This is a genomic window from Photorhabdus sp. HUG-39, from assembly GCF_963878365.1.
Lineage (GTDB): Bacteria > Pseudomonadota > Gammaproteobacteria > Enterobacterales > Enterobacteriaceae > Photorhabdus > Photorhabdus kayaii.
Genome location: NZ_CAWNWY010000009.1, coordinates 113,028 through 126,730 on the forward strand (window position 1 = coordinate 113,028; position 13,703 = coordinate 126,730).

General features: G+C 43.8%; 14 protein-coding genes. 10 read left to right on the forward strand and 4 right to left on the reverse strand.

Translation table 11 applies throughout. The features are described 5' to 3' along the window. Positions 1-49: 49 nt before the first annotated feature. The 10 genes from pdxB (at position 50) to AAC155_RS08385 (ending at position 9,693) form a co-directional block, all read left to right on the forward strand. A complete protein-coding gene (gene pdxB / locus AAC155_RS08340) occupies positions 50-1,177 on the forward strand; it encodes a 4-phosphoerythronate dehydrogenase PdxB (RefSeq protein WP_113041760.1) in 1,128 nt (375 codons plus the stop codon). Between the two features lie 51 nt (positions 1,178-1,228). Further along, a complete protein-coding gene (locus AAC155_RS08345) occupies positions 1,229-2,239 on the forward strand; it encodes an aspartate-semialdehyde dehydrogenase (RefSeq protein WP_113041761.1) in 1,011 nt (336 codons plus the stop codon). Positions 2,240-2,280: 41 nt separating this feature from the next. Then, on the forward strand, positions 2,281-3,075 hold the full coding sequence (gene truA / locus AAC155_RS08350; RefSeq protein ID WP_191214804.1) for a tRNA pseudouridine(38-40) synthase TruA: 795 nt from the start codon (positions 2,281-2,283) through the stop codon (positions 3,073-3,075). Positions 3,076-3,121: 46 nt separating this feature from the next. Next, the gene (locus AAC155_RS08355) at positions 3,122-3,811 is read left to right on the forward strand and encodes a DedA family protein (protein ID WP_113041762.1); all 690 of its coding nucleotides are present in this window, start codon (positions 3,122-3,124) and stop codon (positions 3,809-3,811) included. A gap of 102 nt (positions 3,812-3,913) precedes the next feature. Continuing rightward, the gene (accD, locus tag AAC155_RS08360) at positions 3,914-4,858 is read left to right on the forward strand and encodes an acetyl-CoA carboxylase, carboxyltransferase subunit beta (protein WP_112894722.1); all 945 of its coding nucleotides are present in this window, start codon (positions 3,914-3,916) and stop codon (positions 4,856-4,858) included. After that, positions 4,851-6,149 carry a bifunctional tetrahydrofolate synthase/dihydrofolate synthase gene (gene folC / locus AAC155_RS08365; protein ID WP_113041763.1) on the forward strand — a complete coding sequence of 433 codons (1,299 nt, stop codon included), beginning with the start codon at positions 4,851-4,853 and terminating at the stop codon, positions 6,147-6,149. The genes accD and folC overlap by 8 nt, the downstream gene beginning before the upstream one ends. Beyond that, on the forward strand, positions 6,139-6,822 hold the full coding sequence (dedD, locus tag AAC155_RS08370; RefSeq protein WP_113041764.1) for a cell division protein DedD: 684 nt from the start codon (positions 6,139-6,141) through the stop codon (positions 6,820-6,822). The genes folC and dedD overlap by 11 nt, the downstream gene beginning before the upstream one ends. Before the next feature lie 201 nt (positions 6,823-7,023). Further along, positions 7,024-7,530, forward strand: a complete 507-nt coding sequence (cvpA, locus tag AAC155_RS08375; protein ID WP_036778783.1) for a colicin V production protein — start codon at positions 7,024-7,026, stop codon at positions 7,528-7,530. Between the two features lie 14 nt (positions 7,531-7,544). Beyond that, the gene (gene purF, locus AAC155_RS08380) at positions 7,545-9,062 is read left to right on the forward strand and encodes an amidophosphoribosyltransferase (RefSeq protein ID WP_112894725.1); all 1,518 of its coding nucleotides are present in this window, start codon (positions 7,545-7,547) and stop codon (positions 9,060-9,062) included. A gap of 46 nt (positions 9,063-9,108) precedes the next feature. After that, on the forward strand, positions 9,109-9,693 hold the full coding sequence (locus AAC155_RS08385; protein ID WP_113041765.1) for a UbiX family flavin prenyltransferase: 585 nt from the start codon (positions 9,109-9,111) through the stop codon (positions 9,691-9,693). Here the strand turns inward: AAC155_RS08385 and AAC155_RS08390 are convergent. The 4 genes from AAC155_RS08390 to AAC155_RS08405 form a co-directional block, all read right to left on the reverse strand. Then, entirely contained in the window at positions 9,674-10,588 is a 915-nt protein-coding gene (locus tag AAC155_RS08390; RefSeq protein WP_113041766.1) for a TIGR01777 family oxidoreductase, read from the reverse strand. The genes AAC155_RS08385 and AAC155_RS08390 overlap by 20 nt on opposite strands. Before the next feature lie 154 nt (positions 10,589-10,742). After that, on the reverse strand, positions 10,743-11,363 hold the full coding sequence (gene yfcG / locus AAC155_RS08395) for a GSH-dependent disulfide bond oxidoreductase (protein WP_113041767.1): 621 nt from the start codon (positions 11,361-11,363) through the stop codon (positions 10,743-10,745). 205 nt (positions 11,364-11,568) lie between these two features. Next, positions 11,569-13,098, reverse strand: coding sequence for a type III effector (locus AAC155_RS08400; RefSeq protein WP_113041768.1), 1,530 nt, complete (start codon positions 13,096-13,098; stop codon positions 11,569-11,571). Positions 13,099-13,166: 68 nt separating this feature from the next. Next, entirely contained in the window at positions 13,167-13,577 is a 411-nt protein-coding gene (locus tag AAC155_RS08405; RefSeq protein WP_112894730.1) for a type III secretion system chaperone, read from the reverse strand. Positions 13,578-13,703: the final 126 nt, after the last annotated feature.

A 13,703-nucleotide genomic window follows, 5' to 3' on the forward strand; every position in this document is an offset into this window, starting at 1 on the left:
TGGCAAAATAGTTCGCTACGTCCGTTTTAATGCCACAGGGTGGAATTAAGTGAAGATTCTGGTTGATGAAAATATGCCTTATGCTGATCAACTGTTTCAGCAATTGGGGGATGTACATGCTATTCCGGGGCGTCCGGTGCCGGAAGGTGTACTGGATAATGCTGATGCCTTTATGGTCCGTTCAGTAACTAAAGTCAATGAAGAGCTGTTGGAAGGTAGCACGGTAAAATTTATCGGTACGGCAACGGCGGGAACTGACCATGTGGATCAGTCGTGGTTATCGCAGGCAGGAATTGGATTCTCTGCTGCGCCGGGGTGTAATGCCATTGCAGTGGTTGAATATGTTTTCTCTGCATTAATGTTGCTGGCTGAACGTGATAATTTTGAGCTTAAGGATAAAGTTGTCGGAATCATCGGTGTCGGTAATGTCGGAAGGAGACTGGCAGAACGGTTAGCCGTTCTTGGTATCCGAACACTTTTATGTGATCCGCCAAGAGCTGCCAGAGGGGATGTCGGTGAATTTTGTCCACTGGAAAAACTGGTCAAAGAGGCGGATATTCTGACATTCCATACGCCATTGAATCTATCGGGCCCATATAAAACACACCATTTGGTAGATGCTGAATTATTGTCGGCTTTGCCGGATAACCGCATATTGATTAACGCCAGTCGTGGTGAAGTTATTGATAATCAAGCGCTGCTTGCTGTGTTGAAACGTGGCAAGAAACTTAGTGTTGTTTTGGATGTTTGGGAGCCGGAACCTGACTTATCCCTACCCTTACTGGAATTAGTTGATATTGGTACACCACATATCGCGGGTTATACCCTCGAAGGTAAAGCGCGTGGTACCACACAGGTATTTGAAGCTTACTGTGAATTCCTTGGTCAACCCCGTAAAGTGGCTTTATCTGATCTATTGCCAGAGCCAGATTTCAGCCGGGTTACCCTGCATGGAAATGTAACTCAAAGCACACTGAAGCGGTTGATGCATTTAGTGTATGATGTACGCCGCGATGATACCCCGTTACGGCAAGTTGCCGGTCAAAAAGGGCAATTTGATTATCTGCGTAAAAACTATTTAGAACGCCGGGAATGGTCATCCCTAACTGTATGTTGTGATAATAGAGAGAGTGCTGAGTTGCTAGCTGCTCTTGGTTTCAGTACAGAACTGATTTAATCCGTGCAGAAATATATCTGCATGTCAGAAAGATAGATGGAGAAAACCAACATGTCAGAAGGTTGGAATATTGCCCTATTGGGTGCCACAGGGGCAGTAGGTGAAGCGATATTGGCGTTATTACAAGAGCGTCAGTTTCCCGTTGGTGAATTGTATCCTCTCGCCAGTGAGCGCTGTGCCGGTGAAAGCCTGCGTTTTAATGGTAAAAATTTTGTTGTTGGTGATGCTGCTGATTTTGACTGGTCACAGGTACAGCTCGCTTTTTTTGTGGCTGGATTGGAGGCCACGGCACAATATGTTGAAAAAGCGACAGAAGAAGGTTGTTTGGTTATCGATAACAGTGGGTTGTTTGCTATGGAACCTGATGTACCTTTAGTTGTTCCGGGGGTGAATCCTCATGTTTTAGCGGATTATCGTAACCGAAATATTATTGCCTTGGCAGATAGTATGACCAGTCAGGTACTGACCGCCATTAAACCGCTGGTGGATGCGGCTGGAATTGCACGTTTGCATTTGACTAATCTGTTCTCTGTTTCTGTTCACGGCAAAGCGGCAGTTGATGAATTAGCCGGACAGAGTGCTCGTTTGCTTAATGGCATCCCACCGGAGCCAGGTCGTTTCAGTAAACAACTGGCATTTAATCTTTTGCCGTTGCCAACAGATGCTGAAGGTTCTGTGCGTGAAGAGCGTCGCCTTGTGGATCAGATACGCAAGATTTTACAGGATGAGGGATTACCCATTTCAGTGAGTTGCGTTCAGTCTTCCGTTTTTTATGGCAATGCTCAAGTAGTCCATTTGGAAACATTGCGTCCGGTTGGGGTGGCAGAAGCACGAGAAGAATTAGAGCGGATGATTGATATTAACGTTTCAGATGACGATGATTATCCAACGCCGGTGACAGAAGCATCGGGTAATGAAGCATTGAGCATTGGTTGTCTGCGCCACGATTATGGTATGCCGGAAGTATTACAATTTTGGTCTGTGGCCGATAACATCCGGTTTGGTGGTGCATTAATGGCTGTTGAGACAGCGGAAAAACTGATTCAGGAGCAATTTTACTGATGTTCGGTACAGAACAAACAGAATCTGTGCCGGGTTCAAAGATGAAAATTGCATTGGGAATTGAGTACGATGGCAGTCGATATTATGGCTGGCAGCGTCAGCAGGAAGTAAAAAGTGTTCAGGGATGCCTAGAGGAAGCACTATCAAAAGTCGCCGATGAACCCATATCAGTATTTTGTGCTGGTCGAACCGATGCTGGAGTACATGCAACAGGGCAGGTTGTGCATTTTGAAACGTCTGTTCAGCGCAAGGATGCGGCGTGGACAATGGGCGTGAACGTACATTTACCACCAGATATTGCTGTTCGTTGGGTGAAAACTGTGGATGAGGGTTTCCATGCCCGTTTTAGTGCAACTGCCCGGCGATATCGTTACATTATTTTTAATCATCGTTATCGTCCGGCAGTGCTGGCCAATGGTGTGACCCATTTTCACTATCCACTGGATGAAAAGCGGATGCACCAGGCTGCGCAATGTTTATTAGGGGAAAATGATTTTACCTCTTTCCGTGCAGTTCAATGCCAATCTAAAACGCCTTGGCGTAATGTGATGCATATTAATGTCAATCGTTACGGACATTACGTTGTCATAGATATTAAAGCCAATGCTTTTGTGCATCATATGGTGCGTAATATTGCGGGTAGTCTGATGGAAATTGGCTGTGGGAATCAGGATATTAACTGGATGGCCCAGTTGCTTGCTTTAAAAGATCGGACGAAAGCCGCTGCGACGGCAAAAGCAGCAGGGTTGTATCTGGTTGCTGTTGATTATCCGGCGCAATTTGATTTGCCGAGAGCGGTTATGGGGCCTCTGTTTTTGGCAGATGATCTGATTTAACATTTCTAGTTGCCGACACGGATGTTTTGGCATAGCGGGGAATATTATGGAATTTCTGACTCATTTTTTTGATTTTGCTAAATTTATTATTGATTTCATTCTCCATATTGACATTCATTTAGCCGAACTGGTCGCACAATATGGTGATTGGGTATATGGCATTCTGTTTCTGATTTTATTTTGTGAAACAGGGTTAGTGATTACTCCGTTTCTGCCGGGGGATTCGCTGTTATTTGTTGCCGGCGCTTTAGCGGCTCTGGGCTCAAATGATCTGAATGTGCATATCATGGTGGCATTGATGATCATTGCGGCTATTATTGGTGATGCGGTGAACTACGCTATTGGTCGCATTTTTGGCGAAAGGTTATTTACTAATCCAAATTCAAAAATTTTCCGCCGCAGTTATTTAGATAAAACACATGAGTTTTATGAAAAACATGGTGGGAAGGCAATTATTTTGGCGCGATTTGTACCAATTATCAGAACATTTGCACCATTCGTTGCAGGTATGGGGAAAATGTCTTATCGTCGTTTTGCTGCTTATAACGTGATTGGCGCACTAGTTTGGGTACTGTTATTCACCTATTCTGGTTATATATTCGGTGATATGCCAATGGTACAACAGAATTTGAAACTGTTGATTGTCGCTATCATCTTTATTTCAATCCTGCCCGGAGTGATTGAAATCTGGCGTCATCGTCGTACGGTGATGAAGCAGAAGAGTGATAACCGGTAACAGGTTTGAGCAGTTTTTTATCCACACTGTAATAGCATTGTGGTTTAATGGCACACAATAACAAAACTGGCATAAGCCAGATTCAGACGGAAAGATCATTCAATGAGCTGGATTGAAAAAATTCTTAATAAAAGCAACATTACCCAAACGCGTAAAGCGAATATCCCAGAAGGGGTTTGGACTAAATGTGATAGTTGCAGTCAGGTGCTCTACCGTGCTGAGCTAGAGCGCAATCTTGAGGTTTGCCCTAAATGTGATCATCACATGCGTATTTCGGCGCGTACCCGATTGGCTACATTCCTTGATGAAGGGGCAACGACGGAATTAGGGGGGGAATTAGAGCCAAAAGATATTCTTAAATTCCGCGATTCCAAAAAGTATAAAGATCGTATATCAGCGGCGCAGAAGCAAACCCAAGAAAAAGATGCGCTAGTCGTGATGAAAGGTACCCTGAGTGGTATGCCAGTTGTTGCTGCTGCTTTTGAATTTGCATTTATGGGCGGTTCTATGGCTTCGGTTGTTGGTGCCCGTTTTGTCCGTGCCGTAGAACAGGCATTGGCAGACAATTGTCCTCTGATTTGTTTTTCTGCCAGTGGTGGCGCTCGTATGCAAGAGGCATTGATGTCACTGATGCAGATGGCGAAAACCAGTGCTGCTTTAGCAAAAATGCAAGAACGTGGTTTGCCTTATATCTCTATCATGACCGATCCGACAATGGGCGGTGTTTCAGCAAGTCTGGCGATGTTGGGTGATATCAATATTGCTGAACCAAAAGCATTGATTGGTTTTGCCGGACCACGAGTTATTGAGCAGACCGTTCGTGAAAAATTACCGTCCGGTTTCCAGCGTAGTGAATTTTTGCTGGAAAAGGGAGCGATTGACATGATTGTTCGTCGCCCTGAAATGCGTGACACCCTTGCCAGTTTACTTTCTAAACTAACCCATCAGTCGCAGCCAGGCATTAAGCCAATTGTTGCTGAATTTGTGGCAGAACCCGCTGATGTTGAGGCGGATATTCAAATAAGTACCAATAAAGAAGATGTCTGACACTTTACAAATTCCTCAAGCCACGTCGCCATTGATGACGTGGCTTTCCTACCTTGGGAACCTGCATACTACGGCCATTGATATGGGGCTTGAGCGTGTGGGGAAACTTGCCCGAACTTTGGCGTTGGTTAATCCTGCACCTAAGGTGATAACCGTATCCGGTACTAATGGTAAAGGTACTACCTGTTGCACGATAGAATCTATTCTGTTGGCGGCTGGGCTGAGAGTGGGTGTTTACAGCTCTCCGCATCTTGTACGTTATACCGAAAGAGTTCGTATTCAGGGTAAAGAATTACCTGAACAGGAATTCTGTCGTGTATTTGCGGATATTGAATCTCGTCGTGGTGATATTTCGCTGACTTATTTTGAATATGGCACATTAGCGGCTTTGCAACTGTTTAAACAAGCTTGTCTGGATGTGGTCATCTTAGAAGTAGGCTTAGGTGGGCGACTGGATGCGACAAATGTTGTGGACGCCGATATTGCCGCTATTACCAGTATTGCAATTGATCATATTGATTGGTTGGGTGTTGATCGCGAACATATTGGTCGTGAGAAAGCAGGGATTTTCCGTAAAGATCGTTTTGCCGTGGTGGGTGAGTCGGATATGCCATCTTCTATTGCGGAAGTTGCGGGTGAATTAGGCGCCGAGTTGTTCCGTTGTGGCATTGACTGGCGTTTCTCTCAACAGGATAGAAACTGGCACTGGCAATCTGATGATAGGCTATTTAGCAACCTACCTTTGCCAAATGTTCCTCTGATGAATGCCGCAACGGCGATGGGTGTTATTTGTTGCCTGTTACGACAAGATGATAAAGTCAGTCGAGCTATTAATGAGAGTGCAATCCATCAAGGGTTACAGAATGCGCAGTTACCTGGGCGTTTCCAGATAGCTCGTGAAAATCCATTGTTGATCTTGGATGTGGCTCATAATCCCCATGCAGCGGCTTATCTGGTACAGAAATTGGCCCAGTTGCCCCGTCAGCCGGGCAGTAGAATCCTTGGTGTCGTGGGTATGCTAGGTGATAAAGATATTGCCGGTACACTGACTTGCCTGTCACAGCAAATAAATGAGTGGTATTGCGCTCCATTGACTGAACAGCGTGGTGCAGATGCACAGACATTGGCTCAGCATCTTGGACAGCCACGGGTATTTACTGATGTGGAAAGTGCTTGGCATCAGGCGATGGCTGATGCTGATGAGCAAGATATTGTTGTTGTTTGTGGCTCATTCCACACGGTAGCGCATGTCATGGAGGCTCTGGTCAGGGAGAAAGGAAGTGGCAAGTAAATTTCAGAATCGTTTGGTTGGTACAATTGTATTGGTAGCATTGGGTGTCATTGTGCTGCCTGCGTTGTTAGACGGCAACAAGAAATATAACGAAGATAAATTTGCATCAATTCCCTTGGTTCCAAAGCCAGGGGATGAGCAAGAAATTGACTCTATACCTCCTCTTAATCCACCAATATTATCAGTGCCTCTGGAAGATGAGACAGAGGCATTGCAGCCAGAAACACTGGAGCAGCCGGAAATACCATTGGTTACCACTCCTCAGCCTGCGCCGATAGTCCCTCCTGCTGTTCAGCCAGAAGTGAAGCCTCAACCACAGATTAAGCTTGAACCAAAACCAGATACTAAGCCGCCGGCACCGGCGCTTAAACCTAAACCAGAGATTAAGTCAGAACCGAAACCTGAAGTTAAACCGGTTGAAAAAGCCCCGCAAGGGCAGGCTTATATCGTACAACTGGGTGCTTTGAAAAATGCCGGAAAGGTAGATGAAATCGTTGCCAGACTACGTTTGTCTGGTTATCAGGTTTATACGGTTCCTTCATCTCCGGTTCAGGGGCAATTAACGAGAATATATGTCGGTCCGAACGCTTCTAAACAACAACTTGACTCGGCATTATCAGAATTGAAAAGTTTGACTGGATTACAAGGGCAGGTAAGGAGTTACAGGCCGTAATAAAAGTGGGTGATGCCTATGTGACAAATAGGACAACTATCATGAAGAAGTAAATATTAAGTGACTGCGGCGATGATGATTATTCAAATTCGTCGCCTTAATTATTTTCAGTAGGATAGGAAATCTGCTACGCAAACGTTTTCGTTTTCTGTTAGAATGCACCTGAAACGGATGCCGAGGTGTCTATTTTGGAATTAAAACATGGTTTGGATTGATTACGTTATTATCGCCATTATTGGCTTCTCGGCATTAGTTAGCCTGATTCGTGGGTTTATTCGTGAGGCATTATCACTGGTCACCTGGGGATGTGCTTTCTTTGTGGCAAGCCATTTTTATACTTACTTAGCGGTCTATTTCACCCGTTTTGAAGATGAATTGGTACGTAACGGGATTGCTATTGCGTTGCTGTTTATTGCTACTTTGATTGTCGGTTCCGTGGTGAACTATGTGATAGGTTCTCTTGTGCAACGGACTGGATTGTCAGGTACTGATCGAGTACTGGGGGTCTGCTTTGGGGCATTGCGTGGTGTGCTGATTGTCGCGGCTATTCTGTTTTTTCTGGATACATTTACACCATTGGCTCGAAGTGAGGATTGGAAACAGTCACAATTGATCCCGCAGTTCAGTCATATCATAAGGTGGTTCTTTGACTACCTGCAAAATGCGTCAAGTTTCTTGCCGGAGAAATATACCTCTCCGTTTGGCTGATGAGGAAGAACTACATGTGCGGTATTGTTGGTATCGTCGGTTTTACACCGGTTAACCAGTCGATTTATGATGCGTTGACGGTGCTTCAGCACCGTGGGCAAGATGCTGCGGGCATTGCCACTATTGATGGTAACAATGGGTTTCGTTTACGCAAAGCCAATGGCTTAGTGAGAGACGTGTTTGAAGCCCGGCATATGCTGCGTTTACAGGGAACGATTGGGATTGGTCATGTTCGCTACCCGACAGCGGGCAGTTCCAGTGCATCGGAAGCTCAACCGTTTTATGTGAACTCTCCATTTGGTATTACATTGACACACAATGGTAATTTGACGAATGCTCATGAGTTGAAGAAAAAGTTGTTTGAGAATGCCCGTCGCCATGTGAATACCACGTCAGATTCTGAGATTTTGCTTAATGTTTTTGCTAGTGAACTGGATTGTTTCCAGCATTATCCATTGGAGCCTGACAATATTTTTGCGGCAGTAGCGGCAATGCATAAACAGGTGAGTGGTGCTTATGCCTGCATTGCGATGATTATTGGTCATGGGTTAGTTGCTTTCCGTGATCCGCATGGTATTCGTCCATTGGTTTTAGGTAAACGTACTTTGGATGATGGTCGTAATGAGTATATGGTCGCTTCTGAAAGCGTTGCATTGGATACGCTAGGCTTTGAATTCCTGCGGGATGTTGCATCAGGTGAAGCGATTTATATTACTGAACAAGGTCAGTTATTTACTCGTCAATGTGCTGAAAATCCTTCTCTGACCCCCTGTTTATTTGAATTTGTCTATTTGGCTCGCCCAGATTCCTTTATTGATAAAATTTCGGTTTATAACGCCCGCATACGGATGGGGCATAAGCTAGGGGCGAAAATTGCCCGCGAATGGGAAGACTTACATATTGATGTGGTTATTCCAATCCCCGAAACATCTTGCGATGTTGCGCTAGAAATTGCACGCATACTCGGTAAACCCTATCGTCAGGGATTTGTAAAAAACCGTTATGTTGGTCGGACATTTATCATGCCTGGGCAACAGGAACGCCGGAAATCAGTCCGCCGTAAACTGAATGCTAATCGAGCAGAATTCCGTGATAAAAATGTGCTATTGGTAGATGACTCTATTGTGCGTGGTACAACGTCAGAACAGATTGTTGATATGGCTCGTGAAGCCGGCGCGAAGAGAGTTTATCTTGCTTCGGCGGCACCGGAAGTACGTTTCCCGAATGTTTATGGCATTGATATGCCCAATGCAAATGAACTGATTGCTCATGGGCGTGAAGTGGATGAAATTCGCCAACTTATTGGTGTAGATGCATTGATATTTCAGGATCTAACTGATCTGATCGACGCTGTTCGTGAAGAAAACCCGGATGTTGATGGGTTTGAGAGTTCAGTATTCAATGGCGTTTATGTTACCAAAGACGTTGACCAGACTTATCTCTATTATCTGGAGAATCTGCGTAAAGACGATGAAGTAAAACTGAATAATCAGAATGAAATTGAAAATCTGGATATCTATAATGAAGGTTGATGATTTTCGGGTTTAAATAGTTGTTCAGTGTTTGTATGAGGAAAGAATGAAAAGATTGATAGTAGGGCTTACAGGAGCAAGTGGGGCCATTTATGGTATAAGGCTACTGCAAGTTTTACAACCAGTTGAAGGGGTAGAAACACATCTGGTTATCAGTCATTCTGCTCGCCAGACACTGGCGCTTGAAACAGATTATAGTTTACGGGATGTGCAGGCGCTGGCTGATGTTGTGTATGACAACAGAGATATCGCTGCTGCTATCTCTTCAGGTTCATTCAAAACTTCGGGCATGGTAATTCTACCATGCTCAATGAAAACCCTTTCAGGTATTGTCCACAGTTATACTGATGGATTAGTAACCAGAGCGGCAGATGTTGTATTGAAAGAAAGTCGTAAGTTAGTGCTTGGGGTGAGGGAAACGCCGTTGCATTTGGGGCATCTCAGGCTGATGACTCAAGCGGCAGAAATTGGTGCGGTGATTATGCCGCCTGTGCCTGCATTTTATCATCAGCCTCAACAGATTCAGGATATTATTGACCAGACGGTTAACCGAGTGCTTGATCAGTTTGATATCGAGCTACCTCATGATCTATTTACCCGTTGGCAAGGGGCTAAAAGCGTTGAGATTTAGCATCTAGTAAGTCTTGAAATGCCTCTTTTAGCTGAAAATAGCGGAAGCTAAAACCCGCTTGTTCCAAGTTATGCGGTATTGCCTGTTGTCCGCCCAGTACCAGTGCCGCAGCTTCTCCCATCAGTAATTTCAGCACAAAAGCAGGTGTTCGGATAATAGTAGGACGGTGTAATACTTCTCCCAGTGTTGCGGCAAATTGATCATTATGTACTGGATAAGGGGCGGTCATATTAAAAGGACCACTCAAACCAGGTGTCATTAACAGGTAATAGATACCATTCACCATATCGTCAATATGAATCCAGGGCAGATACTGTTTTCCGCTCCCCATCGGGCCACCAAGCCCAAGACGGAACAAGGGAAGCATTTTTTTCAATGCTCCGCCGTTTTTTGCCAGTACAACACCAGTACGTAAAAGACAAACACGGGTTTTATCACTGGCTGCCTGTAATGCAAGTTGTTCCCACTGCTTACAGAGCTGATGAGTAAATTCATCATGAGGTGGCTCATGCTCTGTGACAATTGTTTGATTCTGATCCCCGTAATAGCCTACCGCAGAGCCGGAAATAAAGACTTCTGGTGGTGTCTGGCTGGCATTAATGAGCTTGCTGAGTTGCTCTGTTAATGTCCAGCGACTCTGGCACAGCTCCTCTTTTTGCGTTGAAGTCCATAGTTTGTTTGCTATGGGCTCGCCAGCAAGATTGATTACGGCATCAAAATCGTTGAGATCGGTTTTATCTTTCAGGCTGGTCCAGCATTCAGCTTGATTGCTGAATAGAGAATAAACTTTTTGAGGTGAGCGGCTTAGAATAGTAATGGAATGGGATAGGGAAAGAAGTTGGCAAACCAGACGGTTACCAATCAAACCTGTCCCTCCAGTGATTAAAATACGCATAACCACTCCTATAACCTAAATTGTTGATATAAAAAATGTTGTTGATATAAGAACTATAGCATATAGCAGAGATATAAGGGTTGGTGGTTAAAGATATAGCTATCTGTCAGCCTGATCAAGTTTTGCGGGGAAATAGTTACCCAGCAGACAGATATTAAGCTTTGCTATAGGCAATTTGAGTGGCGGGGCGATGACTGATAGTGTCAAACCATTTTTTCACTGCCGGATAATCATTCAGGTCAATATTCTGACGTTCATAAGCACGAACCCACGGATAAGTTGAGATATCAGCAATACTGTATTCCTGACCGCCCAGATAGGGTGTTTTTTCCAATTGGGTATTCAGGACTTGATACAAGCGTTTTGTCTCTTCCTGATAACGATTAATCGCGTAAGGGACTTTTTCCGGCGCGAAATGACTAAAATGGTGATTTTGTCCTAGCATCGGGCCAAAGCCACCGATCTGCCAAAACAGCCATTGCAGGCATTGAACACGCTCACGCATATCTTTGCTGAGTAACTTGCCCGTTTTTTCTGCCAGATAAGTAAGAATGGCGCCAGATTCAAAAATAGCGATAGGTTTACCACCATCGATTGGTTGCTGATCAACAATAGCGGGAATCTTATTATTGGGCGAAATGGCAAGAAATTCAGGTTTGAATTGATCTCCTGCGCTAATATCAATTCGGTGAATATTATAGGGAAGGCCAGCTTCTTCCAGGAAGAGTGTGATTTTATGGCCGTTTGGCGTTGGAGCATAATACAGATCGATCATGGAACCTCCAGTGGAACGTGTAATTGTATGACACATTATCATTAATTTGTGTAGTGTGTAAGATACGCGGATACTCTTCCTGGCCTAAGAGCGACGTTGATTTATTAACGCAATAGAGCTTGAGTAATGATCTTCCTGAGCAGTACGACAGGAAGATCTATTGATAAAAGAAATTGATTAGCTTTTCTTCTGGAGAAAAGCGTACTTATCTAGAGCTTGTTTTTATACTGCCATCCGCGTTAACTGTTGCTCGACTTCCGCCGTACAGATCTTTTTTGAAAGTAGAGTAATCTGTGTGGACATCATCGCGGCCTTCTAATTGTGCCAATATTTCCTGGCTGGATATGCTAAATCCTTTGGCATGTATAGGAGAGGAGAAAGGTTCGGTATAGAGATTCAATCCCCACTGAGGCGCTAAACCGTGGTTAGCCGCGCCTAAATTAACTTCAATCATAGAATGATGATTATCATCAACCAGATAACCTGTTGCCAGCCATCGAGTGAGTTCTTTCATTTCCCGCTCCCCACGTTGAATTGATTGCTCTGGTGATTCCCCGTGAGTAGGTGCGCCTAAAGCAAGATCATTTTTCAGGCCCGCACTCAACAACCTGGCCGCAGTAATAAAACGGTCCGTAGTACCGGAAGGTGCAGCGACAGTTGGCAAATTGTGTAAAGCTGCATCCTTGGAAAATCCTGTATTTTCTTTCACATTCCAGACAGAAAAGCCATTGCCACGTTGTACGATAATGTTTTCCTTAGCTAATTCTTGATGTGCTTTGATAGGTTCTGACTGACTAAATTGATAGTCAGTTCTATCCAGCCGGTTGCGAGGATTTAAACTGGCAAATGCCAACTCTCGGTTGGTCAAACGATTATCGGCCTCAAGTGAAGCGGCGGTTGACCAGACGCTATCTTTATCAGGAGCCGGTGCTCTGAAATCATTTTGGACTTTTGTAAGACTATTGCCAGCCAGAGCAGGGTTACTGATAATTTCTTGTCCATTTGCCTGTTTAGTCACCTGATATAATTCGGGATTTTCAGAGGCATTAAATTTATTTTCATTTTTAAAAGTGTAAAGCGCTAATTGGTCCGGTAAGGGTTTTTCCGTAGTGGAACCGCGGGCGGGTGCAAAGTTTTTACTTTCCAAGTAACCAATATCAATTATATCCTTGAATTCTGATTTCAATTCGGGTGATGAATAAACTTTCTCCAGAGTATCGCGGAAATAAGCTGAGTTGGTGAGATCATAATAAGCAGTGGCTTTTTCCCTCAATGTTAGCGGTTCTGTATCAGCCCTATCAGATCTGACGCCATTCTGCCGTGCTTCGTTAATAATTCGAGTAAATCCACCTGCGCCAAGCTGACCGACAATACTAAAACCGGGTTTATCACCAGTATAAGCATTAAGCATTTTAGTGATTGCGGTTAATTCATTATCCTCTGCTCGAACGAAAAGTTTCACCAGGTTGGATAAGAGAGAATCAACCGTTTTGTGGGCAGCGGTGCTTTCGCTGGCTAAACGAGAAATATTAGCTTCAATTTGTTTATTGGCCACGACGGATTTTTCATTCCATCCTGTAATAACCGAGGTTGGTGCTGTAAGTGGATTATCAATGGTATTATTTAATAATGGCTCGCAGCAATGGCAAGTTTTATCTGTTGCAGCTGGTTGATGTAATTCAGTTTGATGAATATCAATTCTGGTATTAGCTCTTTGTATTGAAAAATCTGGCATACTTTTTCTCCATTATTTTATTGTGTTTTCTTCTATGAAGCTTTTTAATTCACGATCTTAAAAACATCTCAAACTAAAATATCGTGGGCTGAAGCGGAGGTGGCAAGCTTAGTTTCAGGAAAAGGGAGTTCAGCTCTTATTCTTTGAAGATTTCCTAGAATATTAGCCAAATCAGTCGCATCGATTCGCTCTATATCTTGAAGTAAACAGAGACGAATAGTTTGAGTTGGCTGATGTAATGCGAGCCATGCTCCTCCAAGTATATTTATATTACTATTTAATGAGAGCCAAAATTCCGCATCATGATTAACAAACGAAGCTACTGTATGATGAAAAGTCAGCATTGATCCTGTTGAATCTACTTCTAACCACCAAGGGCCATAATCACCAATGTTTAATTGCACTGCGCCGGTAGAGAGATTCAACATAATATTGGTTTGGGCGGCAAAATCTGCGCATAATTTTTCTAACCTGGACATAAATAAATCTCATCAAAAAAATTAATAGTAAAATATTGTCCAAATTATGAGATTGAAGCATAGGATCGTCTATCAAAAATAGACAAAAATATTGTAAAAATTAATCAGGCAATGGATTCTGTTGTG

Coding starts and splice junctions, on each gene's coding strand:
- AAC155_RS08385 (WP_113041765.1), top strand. CDS start 9,109: ATGAAAAGATTGATAGTAGGGCTTACAGGAGCAAGTGGGGCCATTTAT.
- yfcG (WP_113041767.1), bottom strand. CDS start 11,363: ATGATCGATCTGTATTATGCTCCAACGCCAAACGGCCATAAAATCACA.
- folC (WP_113041763.1), top strand. CDS start 4,851: ATGTCTGACACTTTACAAATTCCTCAAGCCACGTCGCCATTGATGACG.
- AAC155_RS08345 (WP_113041761.1), top strand. CDS start 1,229: ATGTCAGAAGGTTGGAATATTGCCCTATTGGGTGCCACAGGGGCAGTA.
- cvpA (WP_036778783.1), top strand. CDS start 7,024: ATGGTTTGGATTGATTACGTTATTATCGCCATTATTGGCTTCTCGGCA.
- purF (WP_112894725.1), top strand. CDS start 7,545: ATGTGCGGTATTGTTGGTATCGTCGGTTTTACACCGGTTAACCAGTCG.
- AAC155_RS08400 (WP_113041768.1), bottom strand. CDS start 13,098: ATGCCAGATTTTTCAATACAAAGAGCTAATACCAGAATTGATATTCAT.
- AAC155_RS08355 (WP_113041762.1), top strand. CDS start 3,122: ATGGAATTTCTGACTCATTTTTTTGATTTTGCTAAATTTATTATTGAT.
- AAC155_RS08390 (WP_113041766.1), bottom strand. CDS start 10,588: ATGCGTATTTTAATCACTGGAGGGACAGGTTTGATTGGTAACCGTCTG.
- accD (WP_112894722.1), top strand. CDS start 3,914: ATGAGCTGGATTGAAAAAATTCTTAATAAAAGCAACATTACCCAAACG.
- AAC155_RS08405 (WP_112894730.1), bottom strand. CDS start 13,577: ATGTCCAGGTTAGAAAAATTATGCGCAGATTTTGCCGCCCAAACCAAT.
- truA (WP_191214804.1), top strand. CDS start 2,281: ATGAAAATTGCATTGGGAATTGAGTACGATGGCAGTCGATATTATGGC.